Source organism: Bremerella sp. JC817, assembly GCF_040718835.1.
GTDB lineage: Bacteria > Planctomycetota > Planctomycetia > Pirellulales > Pirellulaceae > Bremerella.
In genome coordinates this window covers 37,058-58,564 of sequence record NZ_JBFEFG010000241.1, presented here as the reverse complement: position 1 = coordinate 58,564, position 21,507 = coordinate 37,058, and the positions used below count along the sequence as shown (strand labels likewise).

Genomic DNA, 21,507 nt, shown 5'->3' with positions numbered 1-21,507 from the left:
GACAGACTTCTCCATATCTCAGCAAGGGCGATGATTTTGTGTCGTGTGCAGCCGGTGGAAGACATTTCCTAACCGCGACACACGTACTATCGATCAGGCCGATGACACGTTGGGTCACCCGCTGAGAGAAGCCGAAAAAAGTTTTCGGAAATTGCCTGGGACGCAGTTTAAGTTGTTGATGGCAAAGAAGATGCGGCTAAGAGTGCATTTGGAACTTGCCGGTCGCCGGGAAGGCATTTTCAAAATGCCGTACTTCCGGATGGCGAGAAGAAGCAGGCCAGACGATCGCGATGACATCGAATCGACCGGCACAATTGCCCAGAAGGTCATGCCGTTCCATGTAGGCCAAAGCGGCCCGGGTCAGGCGTTGTTGTTTCTCGCGATCGACTGCTTCATCGGGCGAGCCCTTCTCTTCGGCCGAGCGGGTCTTCACTTCGACGAAGACAATCGTACGATCCTGAACGGCGACGATATCGATTTCACCCAGGCGGGTTCGATCCTGCCGGGCAATGATGGTGTAGCCCTTCTTTCGCAGATACCGGCAAGCAAAACGTTCCCCTCGCTCGCCGAGCGACTGCGGTGAAGACCAACGCTTGAGCCAGTCCCACATCGTCGATCACCGCTTGGGAATCGTGGTCGGAAGTTGTTGGATATCGGGATAGCCGGGCAGCGTGCGATAGTGGGACTCGAGAGCCTCCATCACATCGAGCACGACATCTTCCTGCCAGAACCGACCGGCAACCTGAACTCCGACCGGCAGGCCGTGGCTTCCTCGTTCGACCTGGGCGGCGAGCTTCTCGCTGGCATCGTTTCCGGTTCGATCCGATTCCTCGTCTTGCCGCACGGTGGTCGCCGCGACGTTGCCGCACGGGACGCCCAGCAGATTGGTAATCAGGCTGTGGCTTGCCGCAGGTAAAAGATCGACCGCGCAGCCTTCCAGCGGAGCAGGCGTGGCATGCGTCGGGCAGAGAACCACATCGACTTTGGCTTCATCCCATTGCTGAAAGACCTGATGAACCTGTTGTGATGCCTGCCAGGTCACCTGCCAGAGCGAATCCGCCGAACGTGGTCCGGAGGCCTGAAACAGTTGGGCCATCTTATGCTTGCCGAACGGCTTCAAGGCAAGGGCGGCGATTAAAGGTCGAAGCCAACGAGGCAACGCAGCCAGTCGAACCAGCCGGGCGACTTCGCTATCGAGCTTGCTGCCTTTTAGCATCCGGCGGAAGTCGCGGCCGCCATCAGCGCTGGCAATTCCGAAATAGGACTTCAACATGTCGAGCGTCGGTGGTGGTCCGAGAGGAATGATTGTCGCGCCCTGGGCACGCAGTCCTTCGGCGCCTTCGCGTAAGGCTCGGCGAACGGCGGGGCAAACGGGAAAGAACCCATCATCTTCCATCAGACCGACTCGCAACTGCGTCACGTCCATCGCACGGGAAGGCAATCGGACCGGTGGATCTTCGGCGTAGTCCCAACCGCGTGGCGATTCCCCCCGCAAAAGAACTTCCATCGCCAATCGCAGATCGGCTACGTTACGGGCCATTGGGCCAGGCTGATATTCGAGCCAGCTCAGGCCACGCAAGTTAGGACGAGCACCGCTGCGAATCAGACGCCGCGAAGTTGGCTTCAAGCCGCTGACGCCGCAGAAGTGACATGGCAAACGAATGCTTCCGCCCAGATCGCTGCCCAGGCCAAGGGCCGTTCCGCCAGCCGCCAGGATCGCCGCTTCGCCGCCGCTGCTTCCGCCAACGCCGCGAGCCAAATCCCAGGGATTGCTGGTCGTGCCATAGACCGGGTTGCGTGTCTCGTGGATGACCATCAACTGCGGCACATTGGTGATGCCGAGCACGATACCGCCTGCTTCACGCAAACGAGCGACCGAAGTCCCATCGGTAGTGGGGATCTCGGGAGGCGTGGTCATGCCCAAGGTCGCCTTGGCACCGGCAACGTGAAAGCATTCCTTGATGCTCAACGGCACGCCACGCAGTGGTTGATCAGGTGGCGAGCTTTCGTTGTCGAACTTCTTTGCCACCTCGCGGGCCTCGTCGAAGCGAGTTTCCACGATCGCATTGATGTGCGGATTGACCGCCTCTATGCGTTGGATGTGCGCATCGATTACCTCGCTGGTCGAGACTTCGCGAGTCGCGATCAGGTGGGCCAGTTGAGCGGCGCCATGGTGCCAGAGTTGGGGGGATGTGCGTTGCATGTCCCGATTCTACCCAGATCGAGACGCACTGTCTTTGGTCACCTAGAAGAGGGCGGGAAATGCCTAACCTTGGACACTTTCCATCCATTTGCCGAGGCCGCTCAGGATCATGTCGACGGCGATCGTACCGGTGAGCAAGGCCATGATTCGACCGATCGTGTCGAGGTAGCGTTCCATGATCGGTTCGTACCGTTTGCGAATCAGGTCGTGCAGCCACTTCAAGAAGATGATCGACACCACGCAGACCAGGACCGAAAATCCGATCGCCCCGGCCGCTTCCGGAATACTGACCCGCGAGCCAGTCACGATCGCGGCACTGATGGTGCCAGGTCCGAGCATGAAGGGAAGGGCGGTTCCTTCGGCACCTTGAGGGGCATCGCCGCGAAGTCCTTTGAGCGCGGAGCTGCCGATCATCACCAGTCGAATCGAGACCAGCAGGAAGACAACGCCGCCAAAAATCAAAAACGATTCGTAGCGGACCTTAAAGGCATAGGTAAACAGTCGATCCCCGGCGACGGCGAAACCGAAATAGACGGCAGCGCTCATCAAGCCTGCGCGCGTCATCGTTCGCGTGAACGATTTCAAGTCGAGTCCTTGAATCAGGTCGAGCAGGTAAATGCAAAGCAGGAAAGGGTTCAGGAGGACCAACAATAGAATGGTTGAGTCGATCAGGGGCTGGCTGAACATTTCGGACTTAGGCTTCCAGTACGGTCTTGAGAAACTCTTGGGTTCGTTGATGGGTCGGATTGGTGAAGATCTCTTCCGGCGGACCATCTTCCAGAATGACGCCGCTATCGAAGAACAGCACGCGGTCGGCAATTTCACGAGCGAAATTCATTTCGTGGGTAACCAGCAGCATCGTCATATCACTTGCGGACGCCAGTTTTCGCAGCACCGCCAGCACTTCGTGCACCAGTTCGGGATCGAGTGCCGAGGTGACTTCGTCGAACAGCATAATGTCTGGCTGCATGGCCAGGGCCCGGGCAATCGCCACGCGCTGTTTCTGCCCGCCGGAAAGCTGGGCCGGGAAGGCGTCGGTTTTGGTTTCCATACCGACCATCTCCAGCAATTGCATGGCAGTCTCGTCGGCGATTTCCGAAGTGACGTGATTCACCAGTCGTGGTGCCAGGGTTAAGTTTTGCCGGACTGAAAGATGCGGAAAGAGGAAGAAGTGCTGGAACACCATTCCCAGTCGCGATCGCATCCGCCGCATATGGGCTTCATCGGCTGGCTTATTGCCGTCGCCATTGGGCATGGTCCATATCGATTCGCCATCGATTTGAATGTCGCCGGAATTCGGTGCCTCGAGCGTCATCAAGATGCGCAGCAAGGTACTTTTGCCAGAACCGCTGGGACCGATGATGGCGATCTTTTCGCCTGCTTGGATGTCGACGTTCAGCCCGCGCAAGACGGCATTGTTACCGTAAGACTTCTGCAGGTCGCGGACTCGAAGCTGTGGAGGTGTTTCGTTCATGACGTCATTGCCGCGGTGCGTTTGCGTAGCCATTCCACTGACAGTCCGGCCAGCAGACTGAGGAAAATGAAGAGCACACCTACGATCGTTAAAGGTTCCAGGTAGCGGTAATGTTCGTTGCCGAAGATCTTCGCCTCGTTCAATACTTCCAGCACAGTGATCGTGGAAAGGAGCGGGGCTTCCTTCAGCATGGCGATCAGGTAGTTCCCCAGATTCGGCAGAATCGGCGGGATGGCCTGGGGCAGAATCACGTAGCGATAGGTCTGCAAGGGCGTCAGATTCAGAGCCTTCGCGGCATTCCACTGTCCCTTCGCGACACCATCGAGGCCTGCGCGATAGACTTCCGCCGTGTAGCAGCTGTAATGCACACCGAGCACGACAATTCCGGTCATCAGCGGTGACAGCCCGCGACCAACCATGTCGATCATCACGAAGTAGACGAAAAATAACTGCACCAGCAGCGGCGTCGATCGAATGAACTCGACCACGCCCCACGTCGGCCAACTGAGCCAACGCTGCTTTGATCGTCGCAATACGGCCCACAGCAAGCCGAGGATCAAAGCCAAGACCATGCCTCCGGCAACCGCTTCCAGCGTGACAACCAGGCCACTTAAGATGTGTGGCATGACCTGCCAGACAACTTCCCATTTCCACATTGGTTACTGTCCTCCACCGTAGTCGCGACCATGCGAGAGGCGACGTTCCAAAAGACGGAAAGCACCGGTGATACAGATCGACAGCAGGAAATAGATAATGAGCAGAAGGCCAAAGATCTCAAACGAACGATGCGTATCGTCTCGCAGAAACTTGCCTTGCAGCGTCAGGTCGGTGACGGTGATCGTTGAAACCAGGGCGGTCCCTTTCAGCAGTTCGATCATCAAGTTGCCGAACGGCGGGATCATGCTGAGCACAGCTTGCGGGAAGATCACGTAACGCATGGTCTGCCAGCGATTCAGGTTTAAAGCTGCCGCGGCCTGGTACTGCCCTTTGGGTACCGAATCGAGACTCGCTCGAACGACCTCGGCACCGTAGGCTCCAACATTTGCCCCCAAGACGAGGATGCCGGTGGTGATCGCGTCGAGGCGGATGTTCGTCAGTTCCGGTAATGCGAAGTAGAACCAGTAGAGCAAGATCAGGGCGCTCGCTCCGCGAAACAGCGTGATATAGATCGAGCTGAGCCAACGCAGGATCGGATCTTTCGATTTGCTCCAAACACCAAACAACACCGACAGCACAATGGCCACCAGGCTGCCACCGGCGGCGAGGATCACGGTGATATGCAGTCCTTGCAGTAAGAACGGAAGCAAATCAAAAGGGGGCGGAAGGTTTTCGATATTCGAGAGAAGTTCACTCACGGTGTTTGTGTCAGTTCCTTGGCAGTCTTGTTTCCAGGCAGAGTCGATTCGTCAAAACCAAATGGTTTGACCAGCTGCAGGTGCTCTGGCGACCCGATGAACTTTGCCAGCTCTTCGTTAAAGCGTTCGCGGATGGCGACATCTTCCTGGCGAAAGCCAAATGCCCCATATCCACGAATTTCCTGGCCATCGATAACCGGGTCGCTGAAGGGCTGGGCCTTTTCGATCTCGTCACTGGCTTGCTTGGCCAGCAGATCGTTGACCGTCAGATCGGTCGCGGCGACGGCATCGATCTGGTCTCCTTTGAGTCCCAGCAGGGCGCTGGCGTAGTCGGAGTAGACGGCAATCTGTCGCGCGTCGATCCCAAGCTTCTTGGCGTAACCTTGCTCGACGCTTCCTCCCATCACGCCGATCTTGGCGTCAGGGTGATCGAGGATGTCTTCATAGCTGTGCAGATCAAGCGGGTTACCAGCTTTGACGATGAATGACTCTCCAATCCCATAGGTTGGATTGGAAAACGAGATCTCGAGCCCTCGCTCCGGCGTGATATACATCCCGGCAGCGATCATATCGAACCGCTTTGCTTTCAGGCCCGGAATGAGCGAGCCAAAGTCCGCCACGATCGGCTGAACATTGGTCACCCCAATCTGCTCCAGGATGGCTTTCGCAACTTCGGGAGCCTCGCCGGTAACCTGGCCAGTCGAAGTGTCCAGGTAGCCATAAGGGGCTTCGTTCGCAAATCCGATGCGGATTGTTCGCGTTCGCTCGATTCGGTCGAGCGTCGGCTCTTCATTTGTTACCGATTGGGTGGCTTGCCAGAAAATGACGCCGCAAGCTGCTGCTATTATTAGCAGTGCTGATACGCCAGTTAGCGTGATTTCCGACTTATTTTCATCAAACATTGATGTGTGGTAATCGTAACTTATTTCATGTAGATATGTTGTGTCTTCAGTGAGTCGGCCGTCAAAACAGTTGTTGGGACGTTGATCTCCTGAAGTCGATGTGCTAAAGTCTAAAGCTAATTAGTTGCGGCAGCAACCATTGCTGCAGTAATTTTTAAGCGTAAGATATGATCGGAGCTTCCCTCACCAGGGTGGTGTGGGCATTCCGTGTTCACTTTAACGGAGGTCACTTGGCCGGATGATTGTCCGGAAACCACGCGTCGAAGATGGCGCACAACTTCGTCAACTGGTCGCCAACAGCGAGGAGATTGATGACAACTCGTGTTATCTCTATTTGCTGTTGTGCCAAGACTTCGCCGACACCTGTGTGGTGGCGGAACACAATGGATCTGTGGTTGGCTTTGTCACCGGTTACACCCCGCCTGACAGGCCAACTTCTTTATTCGTTTGGCAAGTCGTCGTCGCACCGGAAGCGAGACGCCAGGGCTTAGCCAAGCGAATGCTTGAAGCATTGATTGCTCAGTTTCCCGGACAGAGGCTCGAGTGGGTCGAGGCGACAATTACGCCTGGCAACCAGCCTTCTCGCCGGCTCTTTGATGCCCTGGCGCGTTCCCTCGAAACGGAAATCGGCTTTACGCCGTACTTCCTCGCGGAACACTTTGGAAACTTCTCCCATGACCCGGAAGAACTTTGTCGGGTCGGCCCCATTGGCCCCAATTGAAAGAGACCATGAATATTATTGACCGAATGGAATCAAACGTTCGTAGTTACTGTCGTTCGTTCCCCACCACGTTCAAGACAGCCAAGGATCACCTGATCATCGATGAAAACGGCAAGTCGTACATCGACTTTTTTGCCGGTGCAGGCTCGTTGAACTATGGGCACAATAACGAAACGCTGAAGAGAGCGTTGATTGAATACATCGAAGGGGACGGCATTACGCACGCCCTGGATATGACCACTGTCGCTAAGAAGCGTTTGCTGCAGTCGATGCAGGATGTGCTTTTCGCCCCTCGCGGGATGGACTACAAGGTGATGTTCCCTGGACCAACGGGAACCAACGCCGTCGAAAGCGCACTCAAGTTGGCTCGTAAGGTCACTGGCCGTCGCAACGTGGTTTCGTTTACCAACGGTTTTCACGGCATGACGCTTGGTTCGTTGGCAATTACTGGGAACTCCGGCAAACGTGCCGGTGCTGGTGTTTCGTTGCACGACACGACCCACATGCCATTCTGCGATTACTTCGACGCCGAGACCGATACGATCTCGATGATCGAAAACTACCTGGCGGATAATAGCAGCGGTATCGACAAGCCAGCGGCCTTCATTTTGGAAACTGTCCAGGCGGAAGGTGGCGTGAATGTCGCTTCCAAGACGTGGCTACGTCGCATTGCCGAACTGGCGAAGAGCTCTGGCGCAATGCTGATTTTGGATGATATCCAGGTCGGTTGCGGTCGAACGGGTCCGTTCTTCAGCTTTGAATTCGCCGACATCAAGCCAGACATTGTCTGTCTGTCGAAGTCGCTTTCCGGTTACGGTTTGCCACTGGCGATGGTGCTGATGAAGCCAGAGTTCGACGCCTTCCATCCTGGCGAGCACAACGGTACGTTCCGTGGTCACAATCCCGCGTTCGTCACTGCCGCAGCGGCGCTCGAAGCCTATTGGCGAGATGACCGTCTCTCGAAGGAAGTGCACGAAAAAGCACGGATGATCAAAGAGACCTTTCTCGATCTGGCCGACCGTTACGACGGAAGTGTCCGAGGTCGCGGCATGATTCAAGGGATTGAATTCCCGGATCATTCGGTCGCGGGGAAGATTTCGAAATCAGCCTTCGGTCGTGGTTTGATTGTCGAAACCGCCGGTCCTGACGACGAAGTGTTGAAGGTCTTGCCGCCACTGACCATCGAATACGATGCACTCAAGGAAGGCTTGGCGATTCTCACCGAATCGGTCCACGAAAATCTTAAGCCGCAGTCGGCATCCAAACCGCCTGTGACAGCCAAGTCGTAGGTTCCCCTGCGGAACCTGTCGCCGGTAAGGCGGCATATGAAATGGCTTCAAGCGGGGCCTCTGCAAATGTAGAGGCCCTTTTTCTTTAGATGTGTCCAGGGCGAATAGGTCCTGCGATTTAGATAGGAGATATCCAATGCTCGTTCGAAGTTTGACTGATATTCAAGGTACCGACGCCGACGTTGAAGGTGGCAACTGGAACAGCCGCCGCTTGCTGTTGGCAGGCGATGGCATGGGCTTTTCCCTGCACGATACAATCTTGCGAGAAGGCACCACGACGCCGATCCATTACCAGAACCATCTGGAGGCGGTTTACTGTATTGAAGGGCATGCCACTGTCGAGCTCGTCCCCAGTGGCGAAAAGTTCGAGATCAAGCCAGGCACCGTCTATGCGCTGAATCTGAACGACAAGCATCTGCTGCATGCCCATGTCGACACCCGGATGGTATGCGTCTTCAATCCGGCGGTCGTTGGTAATGAAGTGCACGACGAGAACGGCGTTTATCCGGCACCTGCTAACGCCACCAGCTAGTCAGGCGTTGCCGCCAAACGAAGAACCTCACAGACCGTCGTCACGAAACGCGACGGTCTTCTCGTGGTTCGTATTCAGCAGAAATCACAGGTTCGGCATCCAGGTCGGCGGCTTCCATCAATTCGACGACTTGCTCTAGCGAGGCCACCAGGCGGCGTTGCTCTTCTTCATCAAGCGACGTGACGCGATTGACGAACTGTTCTTGCAACGGCGTTGGAATGCCCGCCAGACGCTGGGTTCCTGTTTCCGTCAGGTGAATCAGCACACGCCGGCGATCAGGACTGTTGCGAATCCGTTCGATTAGCTGGGCACGTTCCATCCGCTCGAGAATTCGAGAGACGGTCGGCGCGGCGAGGCCGACGCGGGCAGAAACCTGGGCGGCGGTGACTTCGTCTTTTTCTTTCGACAGATCGCGTATCGCCCGCAAGCAAAGTAGCTGCGGAAGGGTCAAACCGGAGTTTCGCGAGAGCGATCGCGAATATTGGGAGGTCTTCAGAATGACTCGACGAATGGCCCGCAACATTCGTTCGACGAGATCTTGTTCTTCCATCGGCGAGAGATTTTGTGCGGGAGGATCGTTTAGCCAGGCAGTCCCCACAATCTAGCCCCCGACTCGATTTATGTCGATACCTTGGACCGGCGAACTTAGTCGTCTCAAAGTCTTGGGATGTTTATTTGTAAGTATTCAAAAGTTGTTGGCAGGTAAGACGCCCGGGGGGCCTGCGGCAATCAACATCTTGACTCTACTAGACGACTGGTCTAATATCGCAGAAACACCCCCTTATGAACGGCAGGTATTCAGGACGTGGGTCACGAGACAAAACTCGACATAATCGAAGCTGGTCGCAAAGCGATGATTGCGAAGAGCTACAACGGGGTCGGTTTGAACGAGATTCTGACCGACGCCGGGGTTCCCAAAGGCTCGTTCTATCACTTTTTTAAGTCCAAAGAAGAGCTGGGCGTCGCGGTAATCGAGGCGTCGGTGGTCGAGAACGCTCAGAAACTTCGGCAAGCCTTAACAGATCCTAAGTTAACTCCGCTGAAGCGATTAGAAAAATTCTTCTATTCGGCCCGCGACGATTTCCATTCCCGGGAATTGCGGCAGGAATGCTTGATTTGTAAGCTAGCTTTAGAGTTGTCTTCTCTTAGCGAACCGCTACGCAATGCCGTGCAAGTTGGCTGGCATCAGTGGCGAGATATCATGGCCGATTGCTTGCGAGAAGCCCAAGAGGCGGGCGAGATCTCGGAAGAGCACGATCCAGCAAGCCTGGCCGAATTCATTGCCTACTCATTCGAGGGGGCCATGATGCGGGTCCAGGTAGATAATCACATTCGACCGGTGAACCTCTTCTTACATTTTGTATTCCAAGTATTACTGAAACAGGCTGCGTGAAACTTCACACCGTCGGCTGGCATCGATAACAAGACGACTGGTCTACTAGAAAACGTCAAAATATGGAATTAGATAAGATGGCGAAACAATTCGGGATCGCAATGGCGGGGCTCGTGCTGATGACGGCTCCCGTCCTGGCGCAAGGGCCACCCACCGCGGTACGTGCCATGCCGGTGGTCAAGCAATCGGTTGAACCACATCATCGGTTCACGGGCAGTTTGAAGGCGGTCGCTCGTGGTAGCGTCGCCGCTCTGGAAGATGGTCGTGTTCTGGAAGTCACCGTACGTGAAGGTGCCACCGTCCAGAAGGGTGACGTCATTGCTCGAATCGACTCGCGTCGACTCGAAGCCCAAAAAGGGGAAATGGAAGCCGCTTTTGGAACCGCCGAAGCGTTGATCGCTCAGCGGGAAGCGGAACTGCGGCAAGCGAATCTCGACATGGATCGCTCGGCGAGCTTGATTCGCAACAATGCCATCTCGAAGCAGCAGCACGAACGGAGCGAAACGGAACTGGCCATCGCTCAGGCCAAGCTCGATACCGATCGTCGCCGTCTCGATGAAATCCGTCGTCAGCTGGAACTGGTACAAGTTCGGCTCGACGACACGATCGTGCGTGCTCCTTACGACGGTCAGGTCATCATGCGACACACCGAGCCAGGCGAATGGATCCGTGCCGGTGAGCCATTTGTCACGCTGGTCTCGACCGGGATTGTCGAAGCCTGGTTGGAAATTCCAGAACGCTATGCAGGCATCGTCTCGCAGTATTCGCAAAATGTGCCGGTCACGATTGTAGGCTCGGATCGCAAGTTCGTTTCGGCTTCGGCCAAACGCGTTCATGAAGTTCATCCTCGCACGCGTACCTTCCAGTACGTGCTGACGATCGACTCCGACGATGCCATGCTGACGCCTGGGATGTCGGTCGAAGCCTGGTTGCCAACAGGTCCTGCCGAGCCTGCGTTGACAGTGCCTAAGGACGCGCTGATTCGTTCGGCTGGTCTGGCTTACGTGTTTAAAGCGGTCCCCGGCGAAGCAGGGCCGACGGCCGTTCGTACGCCGGTCTCGGTGAAGTTCCAGACGGGATCGCTGGCGGTGATCGAGTCGGCACAGTTGGCCGAAGGTGACATGGTGGTGGTCGAAGGAAACGAACGCTTGTTCCCCGGCATGCCGATCGCCGTGACCGATGTGGCGGAAGATCAGACCCAGACGGCAGCGAATGTCGCCGGTCAGCCTCGCTAGTTATTTGCTTGCCTGACCAGGACTGATTCTGGCAGCACCTTCGCACGAATTGCGATAAGACAACCACCTTAGGAATACGTAATGAACTTCATCCAACTTGCGGTCAGACAACCGATCACGGTCGCAGTCGGGGTGATCCTTAGCCTGATGGCCGGTGTGCTGGCCTTCACGCGGATGCCAATCCGCATGACGCCTGAGGTGAACTCGGTCGTCGTCTCGGTGATGACCTATTGGGAGAACGCTTCGGCTCAAGAGATTGAGTCGGACGTGATCGAGCAACAAGAACGCCGACTGGGCGATCTTTCTGGTTTGGTCTCGATGACCAGCATCAGCCAGCCAGGTTCCGGACAGATTCGTCTTGAATTCATGACCGGAACGAACATCGATGACGCGATGGCGGAAGTCGATCAGAAGCTTTCGGAAGTGTCCGGATATCCACCGGAAGTCGATCAACCGCAGGTCGAGGATTTCGATCCGGAATCGGTCGACTATATCTCTTGGATTGGCCTGGCATCGACCGATCCGAACTTCGACGCGACGGTTCTGTACGACTTCATGGAACGCCGCCTCCGACCGCGCTTCGAACGTATCCCAGGCGTGTCGCAGGTCGGTATCCGCGGGGCACGTGAACGCGAGGTTCAGATTCGTGTCGATCCGTTCGCCTTGGCCCAGCGTGGGATCACCTACCAGGAACTGGTCAATGCACTGCAATACAACAACGGCAACTTCTCTGGTGGTAAGCTGCCGGAAGGCAAACGCGACATTCGTGTCCGTAGCGTTGGTCGTTTTCGCGATGCCGAATGGGTCGAGAATCTGGTGATTCGTCGCGAGGCGACCGGTCCGATCTATCTGCGCGACGTTGCCACCGTCGAGGAAGGGCACAAAGAACTGACCGAGTGGGTTCGTGCCCGTGGCCAGACGATGCCGTTCTTCAACTTCATGTTGGAAAGTGGCGGCAACCTGCTGGAAACGATGGATGGCATCAACGCGGAAGTCGCCGAGCTGAATAAACCTGGTGGCGTGCTCGAGCAGGAAGCGAAGCGGCTGGGGCTCAACGGCACGCTGGAACTTGTCCAGACCTACGATGCCACCACCTACGTGGTCGACGCCATCGCCCTGGTTGAAAGTAATATTATTATGGGTGGCCTGTTGGCCATCGCGACGTTGCTGCTGTTCTTGCGATCGCTCCGTACGATCGGGATTATCGCGATCGCCATTCCTATCTCGACCATTGTGGCCGTGGTGATCATGGTGGCGATGGGCCGTTCGATGAACATCATCTCGCTCGCCGGCATGGCGTTCGCGGTTGGGATGGTGGTCGATAATGCGATCGTGGTGATCGAGAACATCTTCCGTCATATCGAAATGGGCAAGTCCGCCACACGAGCCGCGGTCGATGGCACGCAAGAAGTGTCGGGTGCGGTGTTGGCATCGACGTTGACGACGTTGGTGGTGTTTTTTCCGATCCTGTTGATTGAAGAACAAGCAGGTCAGCTCTTCCGTGACATCGCTCTGGCGATTATGGCGGCGGTGGGTGTGAGTTACGTCGTCTCGACGACGGTGATTCCCTCCGCGGCGGGTCAGTGGCTTAAAGCGAAGGCGATTCAAGAGCATGCTTCGGAATCGGCCATCATGAAGAACCCCAACGCCAAGCCGAAATCGTTCGGCGGACGCGTCTGGGCGATGTTCATGAAGCTGACCGACGTGCCAGCGATGGTGGGCAGTACCGTTTACATGTTGATCGGAAGCTGGTTCACGCGATTGCTGGTGATTGGTGGTTTTGGCGTGGCGACGATCGTCGGGATTTGGTTCCTGGTGCCGCCGCTCGATTACCTGCCGACCGGTAACCGTAACATCGTGCTTGGCATGCTCCTTCCACCTCCCGGGTACAACGTCGATCAGTTGTCGGAGATCGGCAACCGGATGGAAACCATCATCAAGCCCGCCTGGGAAGCTGCCGGCGACAAGTTTGGTGCCGAAGCGGTCGTTCGTGGACACGAATGGAATGGCGAAGACAATCGTCAGCCGATCGCGATGCCAGGCTCGGAAGAAACGGTCTTGCCGCCGCCACTGGAGCATTACTTCCTGGTGGCTTGGGACGGGCGTGTTTTTCAGGTTGGTATCTCGAAGGATAAGCAGAAGGTCGTTGATACTCTGCCGCTCTTCACGCAAGCCGCCGGTGGCGACAACGCCCCTGGCGTGATTAACTTCGCCTTTCAGATGCCGCTGTTCCGCACTGGTGGTACCACTGGGTCGGCCATCAAGATCGACCTGATCGGGGACGATCTCGATCGTGTGAGTAGCTCGGCGGGCGCTTTGCTCGGGAAGCTGATCGAAGGCTACGGTCCATATTCGGTCACGCCGGAACCAACGAACTTCGCCTTGCCGACGCAAGAGATTCGGATCACGCCGAATGACGAACGTCTACAGGATGTGCAGATGACGCGTCGCGATGTTGGGTATGCGGTTGCGGCGAATGGAGACGGCATTTTGTTGCCACGTGCCTTCGACGTCGGTGGCGAGTTGAAAGACTTGAAGATCATCAACAACGAAGCCTTGCAAAGCGACCCGACCAACGCGATGTTCAATTCGCCATTGGCCACGCCCGGGGGGGCTGTTGTCGACTTGTTAAGTCTGGCCGATCGCGAACATGTGGAAGCAGCCGATCAGATCAAGCACGTCGACCGTCAACGTGCCGTGACGCTGCAGTTCACACCTCCACCAGGGTTGCCTCTGCAAGAGGCGATTACGAGTGTCGAGGCCTTGGTGGACGAGCTTCGCGAAGCGGGAGCGATCTCGCCGGATGTCGAGATGCAAATGGCCGGTTCGGCAGGTCAGCTTGCTCAGATTCGTGAAGCCCTGATGGGTGACGGAACCTGGGTGGGCACGCTGGGAAGTTCGTTGTTTTTGGCCTTGGCGATTGTTTACTTGCTGATGGTCGTGCTGTTCCAAAGCTGGACCTATCCGCTGGTGATCATGGTGAGCGTGCCGTTGGCATTGCTGGGTGGTTTCGCAGGCCTGGCACTGGTGCACGAGTGGAGCGTGGGCGATCGTTACATGCCAATTCAGAACATGGACGTGCTAACGATTCTCGGCTTCGTGATCCTGGCGGGTGTGGTGGTGAACAACGCGATTTTGATCGTGTATCAGACCATCAACTTCTTGCAAGGGCGAAGCGAAGAAGGGGAAGACGTCAGCGATCTTTCGCCACGAGAAGCGATTTCCAAGAGTGTCGAAAGCCGTGTGCGTCCGATTTTGATGAGCACGCTGACTTCGGTCGGTGGTATGCTGCCGCTGGTGCTGATGCCTGGTTCTGGTAGCGAACTTTACCGCGGACTGGGTGCAGTGGTGGTGGGTGGCCTGGTCGTGTCGACCGTCTTCACCATGTTCCTGGTGCCAGTCCTGCTGAGCGTACTGTTCGACATCTGGAAGCCGCAGCAAGTCGAGATGGACGTCTAATACCAAGACGCCTCGTTAATAACTTTCCGGAGGGCGATAGGGGTTATCCTTATCGTCCTCTGTTCGTTTCATGGCAGTCTCGGGCTGCTCTTCTTTGGTCACCGGCCAGGCCATCGCAATGACCTTCGGTAAGTTCGCGACGATGGCGAAGACGACCATGATGGTTATCAGCACCTCTCGTTCCGATTCGTGGCCAGGGACGTAGGTGACCGAACTGAACATCAACGCGAACAGAAGTGCCAGTACGGTCAGGATCGTGCTGATCGAATGATGCATTTAGTCGTAGTCCTGCTCGGGTTCGGCCCAGGCAGTCGCTTCGCCGTCGTCGTCGACTTGCACGTGAATCACATGGGGTCGGCAACAAACAGGACAGTCTTCCACAAACTGCTGATCGTGACCTTGCGAGACATCGAGCGGTATCACGATCTCTTCGCCACATGCATTGCAGGTGTAATTGATTTCGGTCTGCATCATCACCTTAAAACCTTGATTAGCTGCCCCCGCATCCTCCACAACCACCACATCCTCCGCCGCCACAGCTTGATCCGCACCCGCTGCTTCCACAGCCGCTACCTCCGCAGCCATTCGATCCACACGCAGCACCGCATCCTCCGTGATTCATCTGCGATCGTTTGACCTCTTCCTGAAGACGATTGTACTCGCCATAAGACAGGTACGAGAGTCCGAAGATCCCGGCTGCAAGGAACACGTCGTCGGCCGATAATGGATCCGAGCTGCGTGCGACTGGGCTCAGTTTCGCGTGCTCGGTTCGGAGTGACTTGAGCACTTCCTCTCCTTTTGGCGTGCGAAATGATCTTCGGAATAATAGAAATGCCATAACGACTGAAGCAAGCCCGACGATTAGCAGAATCCCAACCGGCTTTCCTCGGTCGAATCCGACAATCAGCTTGGCGAAGCAAAGGCCAGTGATTGCCAGCATGGTCAGGGAAGGAACCCAGCGGCGAACGAACGGTTCACACGGATTCGGTTCCAATAGCCCCATCTCTTGCAGTAATGCTCCTTCTTCTTTGGCTAAGGGAATCGCCTTCGCAACCAACTTGCCAAGTTCACCTGGTTTGCTCGACGGGGCCAATCCATAGATCAAACGATCGAGCGAAGTTGCATCGTCCGGCAGGGGACCTGCGACGGTAAGTTGGTATGTCTTGCCTTTCAGCCAACCGGCTGGGATTTCGGTCATCTTCAGGACACCTTGTTCCATCAGCTTGGCGATGACCGCCAGAACCAGACCTTGCGGGCCCTGGCTGAGGTAGACCTTCCGCGAATTCGATTCGACATCGATCGGAATCATTGGATCATGCATTGGATAGAAAAAACGAATGACGATCGCCACGACAAAACCGAAACCACCGACGACGGCCAAAAACGTCAGGAATGAATTTGCATTGAAATCCAGCGGAGCGAGCCCGGCTGGTGCATCTGCCGCGCAGCCCCCCACCATCAGCATGGGAACCACCAGCAGCATTGCCATGGTGAACCACTTCAACGGGTTGCGAGGAATGATGAAGAACTCGGCCGCGTTGACCCAGCGGCTATCGACGACCGATTCCATCTGCTTGCCAGGTGGTGGCCAGATATCGGCTGGCGGTTCTTCCTGAAAGAACTTCCGGTAGCTCTCGAGTGTCTTGGTGTACCAGTCCTCGAATTTCTCGGTTTCAACTTCGCCACCCAGGGTTGGGCAATGATGGAGTGGCCGTGGCAGAACTTCACCGCACAGTTTCTGCCAATAGCTTTTGGTGTAGGTCAGATGCAGGTGCCAGGCCTGATCGACCGCTTCGCTGGGCGAGATCGCATGACCGGCGACCATCGAAAGCAGCAGGAAGCGGCGATATTCATCGACGACGCGTTGGGCATAGCCTAAACGCCAGCCATTCTCGCGAGCGAGCCGGGCAGCAAAGGTCAGCGTGGTACCTTCTTCGTCGAACTTGAACTCTGAAAGTTTCTGCCAGAGCGATTGTGCTTCAGCTTCCATCGAGACGATTCCTTGCGTACTTCTGGAAAGCAACCTGGGCGGACGAGACGCGGCAAATAGTTGCCGATCAATCGGCGACACCCTATTTTAAGGGATGTCGAGGGAAGGATGCGACCAGGAAATCGAGGTTCCTGGCGTGGCTGTTTTTATCTCGATCTTGCCTCGTTTTTGCCTGCCCTATGCCAACCTCGTACAAGACCGGTGGTTCCCAATGACCTGGCGTATTCCTTTCTCGCGACGTGCCTTTCTCAAGTCATCAGCCGCCGCCATGACCCTGGCGGTGGGGGCCAAGGCGGACGCCAACTTTGTTATTCCACCCTATCAAGCGACGGGCGTGCGGACAGGAGAAGTCACTCCGACGTCGGCTATTGTCTGGACACGCAAAACGGCGAACATCTCTCGAAACCAGGATGGCATCGTCTTCACCAAGCGAGGCAGATCGGAAGAGGCACTCAAGACCCCGGTGGCGGATATCGAAGGGGCATGCCCCGGCAAGGCAGGTGAGATTCAATTGAGGTATGCACCGGAAGGTGAATTCAAGAATGTTCAAGAAACCGATTGGATGCCGGTCGACGAAGAAAACGACTTCATCTATCAGTTCGCACTGACCGACCTGAAGCCTGACACAAAATACTGGTTCGAGAGCACCACGAGAGATAACGGTCAAGCGCATCACAGCATCAAAGGAAGCTTCCGCACGGCGCCTTTGCCCGATGCCATCACGCCGATTCGATTTTGTGTGATGACCTGTCAGGGCTATCCCGATCGTGATCATCGAGAGGGACATCCCATCTATCCCGCGATGCTAAAAAAGGATCCGGCCTTTCTTTCGCTGACAGGCGATCTCGTTTACTACGACAATGATGCCCCGAGCGCGACGACGGCCGATCTGGCTCGATTGCATTGGCAGCGGATGTTCAGCCTGTCGCGTCTGCGAGAAACGCTCGGCAAGGTTTCTGCCTATTGGCTGAAGGACGATCACGATACGCTCAGCGACGACTCGTGGCCAGGCCGAAGTTACGGCGAACTGACCTTTGAGGAAGGGCAGAAGATCTTTCGCCAACAGGCACCCCTGAGCAGTGATTCGTATCGAACGTTTCGCTGGGGTAAAGATCTGCAAATCTGGTTAACGGATGGACGTGATTTCCGTTCGCCGAACAAGATGCCGGATGGCCCCAACAAAACGATCTGGGGCGAAGAGCAGAAGGCCTGGTTCAAGAAAACAGTCAGCGAAAGCGACGCGACCTGGAAAGTGCTAATTAGCCCCACGCCACTGGTCGGGCCTGATCGAAAAGGAAAGAACGATAACCACGCCAACGCAGGCTTCCAGCACGAAGGGGACGAACTACGAAGCTGGATCCAAGAGAACGTGCCACACAACTTCTTCGTGATTTGTGGCGATCGCCACTGGCAATATCATTCGATCCATCCAGAAACGGGCGTTCAGGAATTCAGCGTCGGTGCGGCCAGCAATTCGCACGCAGGTGGAACGCCCGGGCGCAATCCCCAGTATCACCAGTTTCACAAAGTCCAGGGTGGATTTCTAAACGTGGAAGTCGATCGCGAAGACGATCAGCCGCGAATCGTCTTTCAGTTGTGCGATGTTGATGGCAACGTTTCTTACGAGAAGGCGTTCTCGCGTCCATCCACGTAAGGCCTGGCAAATGGTACCTTCATAGAGCCGCACAATGAATGCGGCGAATGGGCATCGAAGCGATAGGTACACGCATGGAACTGTTTGCGATCGAGATTCGCACCACGCAATGGCGAACGATGGTGCAGTGGTATTCGGCAGCGTTGGGGATGAAGTCTTCCGTCCGCAGCGACGACGATGGATACGCGCTGCTGGTCGGACGTGGCTGGCGACTGGCGATTCTGGCTCGCGATGATGTGGACCAGAGAAATCATTCCACGATCAGCCTGGCCATCGAGGTCGAAGACCTGGCATCGGCTCAAGCTCACATCGTGCCTTTGTTGTCAGATACTCTTGCAGAAATCGAATCGAGCGATGAGGGCTTTCTGCAGTGGGCAATTGCCGATCCAGATGGTAATCGGATCAAGTTGTTCCAGTTTGTCACGCCGGACTAGTGATACTTAGCGGGAACGTCGCGAGCGTTTGTAGCGAATGTTGCAACCGATCGCGACGGTCTCTTGAACTTCTGGCTGCTTGCCGCCCAGGGTCGCTTCGACGGCGAGATCGACGTAGTTGATCGTGGCTTTCTCGGCATTGGTATCGTTGTCCATCGCGCCCATGTAGATCACTTTGCGATCTTCGTCCAAGACAAAGAACTCCGGCGTGCGCGTGGCCCCCCAGGCTTTGCCCAACTCTTGGTTTGCGTCTTTTAGGTAAAGGAAGTTGAATTCTGCCTTTTGGGCGTGCTCGGTCATCGCTTTGAGTGAATCCTCATCAATCAAGTTGGAATTCACCGCCACCACAGCAACGCGGTCGTCTTGGTTCCATTTCGAGGCGAGCTTCTTCAGGCGGTCTTGGTAATCCACGGCATACGGGCAGGTATTACAGGTAAATGCCACAACTAAGACCTTCTTTGTTTTGAACTCGTCCCACGTGTGCGTCGCTCCGTCGGTCCCTTCCAGGTCTTTCCATGGAGTGACGGCTTGTCCGATATCGAGTACCGGATTGAACTCGCCTGCCGAGGCCAGCGAGAAGAGTTGGAAGCTAAGGAGAAACGCGCAGAAAGTCCGAATCATGGTTGGGGCCTGCTGTTCGTGGCGATACGATAGTTAAAGTCCAAGTCAGAATTCGATTTAGTGTGAATTCCATGATGGAACCACGTTGCTGCACATCAGGAAATCAGGCAACATAAGGCAGGCAAGTGGGGCACTTCCCAGTTCTACCCAATCTTCGTCGTCCTGTTGGCAGCAGGGGACGCAGCGGAGATGCCAGTCGAATCCTACACTCTGGATCTGAAGCAATGCTCATACCCAAGGAGGATGTAGCGGCGTGTTGCATCTTGTTGGTTCTATTCTAAGTCAAATCGGTTCGTTTTTCTTCCAACTTTTCGACACCAATGGATTCCCAGCACGTTGGGATTGCGGAAGTGTTTGGGCAGAGGAACCTGGCGTCGGCTGGCTCCATATCGTCTCGGACCTTGCAATCTTCGGTGCCTATCTGGCGATTCCGATTTGCCTGGCTTACTTCTTGATTCGCAGACGTGACCTGCCATTTCCGACCCTAGTCATTCTGTTTGCGATGTTCATTGTCTCTTGTGGTGTTGGTCATCTGGTCGAGGCGATCATCTTCTGGGAACCGGTTTATCGATTCTCAGGACTGATCAAGTTGATCACGGCAGTTGCCTCGTGGGCAACCGTTATCGCGCTGGTGCCGCTTATTCCACGTATCCTCGATTTGCCGAGCCTCTATAGTCAGAACCAATCGCTGGAAGAGCAAGTGATCGAGCGGACCGCAACCGCAACCTTGTTTCGCTCGGTGTTCTCGGCGGTGCCAAATGGCATCATCGTGGTCGATCGGGAAGGGGTGATGAAACTGGTCAACATTCGCGTCTGCGAGATGTTTGGATACACCGATAAAGAACTGGCCGGCAAACCGGTCGAGGTCTTGATTCCGCATGGCTTGCGAGATCGCCACGTTACGCAGCGGAATGCTTACTTCAATGTTCCCACCAATCGCAAAATGGGCGAAGGGCGTTATCTGGAAGGGATTGATAAGAACGGGCGCTGCTTCCCGGTCGAAGTCGGGTTAAGCCCCACTCAGATTGCCGGGGGGCTGCATGTGATTGTCTCGATTGTCGACATTACGGAACGCAAGAATGCGGAAAACGAGTTAATGCAGCATGCTCGCCGGTTGGAAAAGACCAACCAGGATCTCGACGAGTTCGCCTATGTTGCTTCGCACGATTTGCGATCGCCACTGCAAGGGGTAAAGAATCTCGCATCCTGGATTCGTGACGACAACGAAGGCAATCTCCCTGAAGAGTCGCTCCGGCATCTCGACTTGATGCAACAGCGGATCGGGCGATTGGAGCGGTTGCTGGACGATTTGTTGCAATACTCGCGTGTTGGAAGGATTCGTCAGTCGATCGTGCAGGTCGATGTGGCCGAACTTCTCAACAACATTATCGACAGCCTGCCGCGTCCAGAAGGATTGCGAGTCGAAGTGGCAACCGAAATGCCAGTCCTTGAAACGCCTATGGCACCACTGGATTTAGTGTTTCGCAATCTCATCCAGAATGCCATAAAGCATCATGACCGCAAGGATGGCATGGTAGTTATATCTAGTAGCGACGAGGGTTATTTTTATCAATTTTCGGTACGTGATGACGGACCTGGTATCGCTACCGAATTCCATGAACGCATATTTAAGATGTTCGAGACGCTCGCACCTCGTGACGACGTCGAGGGAAGTGGCATGGGGTTATCGATCGTGAAAAAGGCGGTCGAAAACATTGGTGGCAAGATCTGGGTAGAATCTGAACCTGAAGAAGGGGCGACGTTTACGTTCGTCTGGCCGAAAACTGCACCTCAAGGAGGGCAAGAATGATCCCCCAAAATCTCCGAATCCTGCTGGTCGAGGATGATGACATCGATGCAGAAGCTGTACGCCGCGGATTCAAGAAGTCGGGTGTCGAGCGGCCCCTGTATCGGGCAAGTAATGGCATTCAAGCCATTCAAATGTTGTGCGATGAAAGCGGACCATTTTTTGAAAATCCGTATATCATTTTGCTCGACTTGAAAATGCCGAGGATGAATGGTATCGAATTCTTACAAACAATTCGGAAGGATGCGACACTGCGAAAAAGTATTGTTTTTGTGTTGACGACTTCCAATGATTCCCAGGATCGCCTGGCAGCATACTCCAACTTTGTTGCTGGTTACATCACGAAATCGAAGGCTGGTAGCGAGTTTCGTGATCTAATCGAGATGTTGGATACCTACGCGCGAATCATCGAATTTCCTTTGAGCCGGTGAAAGTGAT

The 21,507-nt window shown here is 55.4% G+C and carries 22 protein-coding genes; 10 read left to right on the top strand and 12 right to left on the bottom strand.

The window, feature by feature from the left end; translation table 11 throughout:
* Positions 1-196 precede the first annotated feature (196 nt).
* The 7 genes from AB1L30_RS02520 to ehuB form a co-directional block, all read right to left on the bottom strand.
* On the bottom strand, positions 197-610 hold the full coding sequence (locus AB1L30_RS02520) for a YraN family protein (RefSeq protein ID WP_367011771.1): 414 nt from the start codon (positions 608-610) through the stop codon (positions 197-199).
* A gap of 6 nt (positions 611-616) precedes the next feature.
* Positions 617-2,203 carry an amidase family protein gene (locus AB1L30_RS02515; protein WP_367011770.1) on the bottom strand — a complete coding sequence of 529 codons (1,587 nt, stop codon included), beginning with the start codon at positions 2,201-2,203 and terminating at the stop codon, positions 617-619.
* Positions 2,204-2,266: 63 nt separating this feature from the next.
* Positions 2,267-2,890: a MarC family protein gene (locus AB1L30_RS02510; RefSeq protein ID WP_367011769.1), complete on the bottom strand. Its 624-nt coding sequence runs from the start codon at positions 2,888-2,890 to the stop codon at positions 2,267-2,269.
* 7 nt (positions 2,891-2,897) lie between these two features.
* Positions 2,898-3,677, bottom strand: a complete 780-nt coding sequence (ehuA, locus tag AB1L30_RS02505; RefSeq protein ID WP_367011768.1) for an ectoine/hydroxyectoine ABC transporter ATP-binding protein EhuA — start codon at positions 3,675-3,677, stop codon at positions 2,898-2,900.
* Complete coding sequence (gene ehuD, locus AB1L30_RS02500; RefSeq protein WP_367011767.1) at positions 3,674-4,333, bottom strand: ectoine/hydroxyectoine ABC transporter permease subunit EhuD; 660 nt, start codon at positions 4,331-4,333, stop codon at positions 3,674-3,676. Before ehuD ends, ehuA begins: the two co-directional genes overlap by 4 nt.
* Before the next feature lie 3 nt (positions 4,334-4,336).
* Entirely contained in the window at positions 4,337-5,032 is a 696-nt protein-coding gene (gene ehuC / locus AB1L30_RS02495) for an ectoine/hydroxyectoine ABC transporter permease subunit EhuC (RefSeq protein ID WP_367011766.1), read from the bottom strand.
* A complete protein-coding gene (ehuB, locus tag AB1L30_RS02490) occupies positions 5,029-5,934 on the bottom strand; it encodes an ectoine/hydroxyectoine ABC transporter substrate-binding protein EhuB (RefSeq protein ID WP_367011764.1) in 906 nt (301 codons plus the stop codon). The genes ehuC and ehuB overlap by 4 nt, the downstream gene beginning before the upstream one ends.
* A gap of 238 nt (positions 5,935-6,172) precedes the next feature.
* On the opposite strand from ehuB, the gene ectA reads away from it, so the two are divergent.
* The 3 genes from ectA (at position 6,173) to AB1L30_RS02475 (ending at position 8,476) form a co-directional block, all read left to right on the top strand.
* Entirely contained in the window at positions 6,173-6,655 is a 483-nt protein-coding gene (gene ectA, locus AB1L30_RS02485; RefSeq protein WP_367011763.1) for a diaminobutyrate acetyltransferase, read from the top strand.
* A gap of 8 nt (positions 6,656-6,663) precedes the next feature.
* Positions 6,664-7,944 carry a diaminobutyrate--2-oxoglutarate transaminase gene (gene ectB, locus AB1L30_RS02480; protein ID WP_367011762.1) on the top strand — a complete coding sequence of 427 codons (1,281 nt, stop codon included), beginning with the start codon at positions 6,664-6,666 and terminating at the stop codon, positions 7,942-7,944.
* Between the two features lie 136 nt (positions 7,945-8,080).
* On the top strand, positions 8,081-8,476 hold the full coding sequence (locus AB1L30_RS02475; protein ID WP_367011761.1) for an ectoine synthase: 396 nt from the start codon (positions 8,081-8,083) through the stop codon (positions 8,474-8,476).
* Positions 8,477-8,516: 40 nt separating this feature from the next.
* On the opposite strand, the gene AB1L30_RS02470 is transcribed toward AB1L30_RS02475, so the two are convergent.
* Entirely contained in the window at positions 8,517-9,026 is a 510-nt protein-coding gene (locus AB1L30_RS02470) for a MarR family transcriptional regulator (RefSeq protein ID WP_367011760.1), read from the bottom strand.
* A gap of 255 nt (positions 9,027-9,281) precedes the next feature.
* On the opposite strand from AB1L30_RS02470, the gene AB1L30_RS02465 reads away from it, so the two are divergent.
* From AB1L30_RS02465 to AB1L30_RS02455, 3 genes are all read left to right on the top strand, one after another.
* Complete coding sequence (locus AB1L30_RS02465) at positions 9,282-9,869, top strand: TetR family transcriptional regulator C-terminal domain-containing protein (RefSeq protein ID WP_345084138.1); 588 nt, start codon at positions 9,282-9,284, stop codon at positions 9,867-9,869.
* Positions 9,870-9,946: 77 nt separating this feature from the next.
* Complete coding sequence (locus AB1L30_RS02460; RefSeq protein ID WP_367011758.1) at positions 9,947-11,104, top strand: efflux RND transporter periplasmic adaptor subunit; 1,158 nt, start codon at positions 9,947-9,949, stop codon at positions 11,102-11,104.
* Positions 11,105-11,185: 81 nt separating this feature from the next.
* Complete coding sequence (locus AB1L30_RS02455; protein ID WP_367011757.1) at positions 11,186-14,563, top strand: efflux RND transporter permease subunit; 3,378 nt, start codon at positions 11,186-11,188, stop codon at positions 14,561-14,563.
* A 15-nt stretch (positions 14,564-14,578) separates the two neighbouring features.
* On the opposite strand, the gene AB1L30_RS02450 is transcribed toward AB1L30_RS02455, so the two are convergent.
* The 3 genes from AB1L30_RS02450 to AB1L30_RS02440 are packed head-to-tail and all read right to left on the bottom strand — an operon-like array spanning position 14,579 to position 16,553.
* Positions 14,579-14,839 (bottom strand): hypothetical protein, encoded by a 261-nt coding sequence (locus tag AB1L30_RS02450; RefSeq protein ID WP_367011756.1) that lies wholly within the window; start codon positions 14,837-14,839, stop codon positions 14,579-14,581.
* Positions 14,840-15,037: a CPXCG motif-containing cysteine-rich protein gene (locus AB1L30_RS02445; RefSeq protein ID WP_345084127.1), complete on the bottom strand. Its 198-nt coding sequence runs from the start codon at positions 15,035-15,037 to the stop codon at positions 14,840-14,842.
* Between the two features lie 16 nt (positions 15,038-15,053).
* A complete protein-coding gene (locus tag AB1L30_RS02440) occupies positions 15,054-16,553 on the bottom strand; it encodes a TIGR04222 domain-containing membrane protein (RefSeq protein WP_367011754.1) in 1,500 nt (499 codons plus the stop codon).
* Between the two features lie 136 nt (positions 16,554-16,689).
* Between AB1L30_RS02440 and AB1L30_RS02435 the strand changes: the two genes are divergently transcribed.
* Both AB1L30_RS02435 and AB1L30_RS02430 read left to right on the top strand, forming a co-directional pair.
* Complete coding sequence (locus AB1L30_RS02435; RefSeq protein WP_367011752.1) at positions 16,690-18,207, top strand: alkaline phosphatase D family protein; 1,518 nt, start codon at positions 16,690-16,692, stop codon at positions 18,205-18,207.
* Between the two features lie 74 nt (positions 18,208-18,281).
* Complete coding sequence (locus AB1L30_RS02430; protein ID WP_367011751.1) at positions 18,282-18,641, top strand: VOC family protein; 360 nt, start codon at positions 18,282-18,284, stop codon at positions 18,639-18,641.
* Positions 18,642-18,647: 6 nt separating this feature from the next.
* Here the strand turns inward: AB1L30_RS02430 and AB1L30_RS02425 are convergent, their stop codons facing one another.
* Positions 18,648-19,262: a thioredoxin family protein gene (locus AB1L30_RS02425; protein WP_367011750.1), complete on the bottom strand. Its 615-nt coding sequence runs from the start codon at positions 19,260-19,262 to the stop codon at positions 18,648-18,650.
* 253 nt (positions 19,263-19,515) lie between these two features.
* Here AB1L30_RS02425 and AB1L30_RS02420 point away from each other — a divergent pair, with 253 nt between their 5' ends.
* Both AB1L30_RS02420 and AB1L30_RS02415 read left to right on the top strand, forming a co-directional pair.
* The gene (locus tag AB1L30_RS02420) at positions 19,516-21,072 is read left to right on the top strand and encodes an ATP-binding protein (protein WP_367011748.1); all 1,557 of its coding nucleotides are present in this window, start codon (positions 19,516-19,518) and stop codon (positions 21,070-21,072) included.
* Complete coding sequence (locus AB1L30_RS02415) at positions 21,069-21,500, top strand: response regulator (protein ID WP_367011747.1); 432 nt, start codon at positions 21,069-21,071, stop codon at positions 21,498-21,500. Before AB1L30_RS02420 ends, AB1L30_RS02415 begins: the two co-directional genes overlap by 4 nt.
* Positions 21,501-21,507 lie beyond the last annotated feature (7 nt).

What these genes read in the sequence shown, in the direction of transcription:
- AB1L30_RS02520 (WP_367011771.1), bottom strand. Translation starts at nt 610, where the DNA reads ATGTGGGACTGGCTCAAGCGTTGGTCTTCACCGCAGTCGCTCGGCGAG.
- AB1L30_RS02515 (WP_367011770.1), bottom strand. Translation starts at nt 2,203, where the DNA reads ATGCAACGCACATCCCCCCAACTCTGGCACCATGGCGCCGCTCAACTG.
- AB1L30_RS02510 (WP_367011769.1), bottom strand. Translation starts at nt 2,890, where the DNA reads ATGTTCAGCCAGCCCCTGATCGACTCAACCATTCTATTGTTGGTCCTC.
- ehuA (WP_367011768.1), bottom strand. Translation starts at nt 3,677, where the DNA reads ATGAACGAAACACCTCCACAGCTTCGAGTCCGCGACCTGCAGAAGTCT.
- ehuD (WP_367011767.1), bottom strand. Translation starts at nt 4,333, where the DNA reads ATGTGGAAATGGGAAGTTGTCTGGCAGGTCATGCCACACATCTTAAGT.
- ehuB (WP_367011764.1), bottom strand. Translation starts at nt 5,934, where the DNA reads ATGTTTGATGAAAATAAGTCGGAAATCACGCTAACTGGCGTATCAGCA.
- ectA (WP_367011763.1), top strand. Translation starts at nt 6,173, where the DNA reads ATGATTGTCCGGAAACCACGCGTCGAAGATGGCGCACAACTTCGTCAA.
- ectB (WP_367011762.1), top strand. Translation starts at nt 6,664, where the DNA reads ATGAATATTATTGACCGAATGGAATCAAACGTTCGTAGTTACTGTCGT.
- AB1L30_RS02475 (WP_367011761.1), top strand. Translation starts at nt 8,081, where the DNA reads ATGCTCGTTCGAAGTTTGACTGATATTCAAGGTACCGACGCCGACGTT.
- AB1L30_RS02470 (WP_367011760.1), bottom strand. Translation starts at nt 9,026, where the DNA reads ATGGAAGAACAAGATCTCGTCGAACGAATGTTGCGGGCCATTCGTCGA.
- AB1L30_RS02460 (WP_367011758.1), top strand. Translation starts at nt 9,947, where the DNA reads ATGGCGAAACAATTCGGGATCGCAATGGCGGGGCTCGTGCTGATGACG.
- AB1L30_RS02455 (WP_367011757.1), top strand. Translation starts at nt 11,186, where the DNA reads ATGAACTTCATCCAACTTGCGGTCAGACAACCGATCACGGTCGCAGTC.
- AB1L30_RS02450 (WP_367011756.1), bottom strand. Translation starts at nt 14,839, where the DNA reads ATGCATCATTCGATCAGCACGATCCTGACCGTACTGGCACTTCTGTTC.
- AB1L30_RS02445 (WP_345084127.1), bottom strand. Translation starts at nt 15,037, where the DNA reads ATGATGCAGACCGAAATCAATTACACCTGCAATGCATGTGGCGAAGAG.
- AB1L30_RS02440 (WP_367011754.1), bottom strand. Translation starts at nt 16,553, where the DNA reads ATGGAAGCTGAAGCACAATCGCTCTGGCAGAAACTTTCAGAGTTCAAG.
- AB1L30_RS02430 (WP_367011751.1), top strand. Translation starts at nt 18,282, where the DNA reads ATGGAACTGTTTGCGATCGAGATTCGCACCACGCAATGGCGAACGATG.
- AB1L30_RS02425 (WP_367011750.1), bottom strand. Translation starts at nt 19,262, where the DNA reads ATGATTCGGACTTTCTGCGCGTTTCTCCTTAGCTTCCAACTCTTCTCG.
- AB1L30_RS02415 (WP_367011747.1), top strand. Translation starts at nt 21,069, where the DNA reads ATGATCCCCCAAAATCTCCGAATCCTGCTGGTCGAGGATGATGACATC.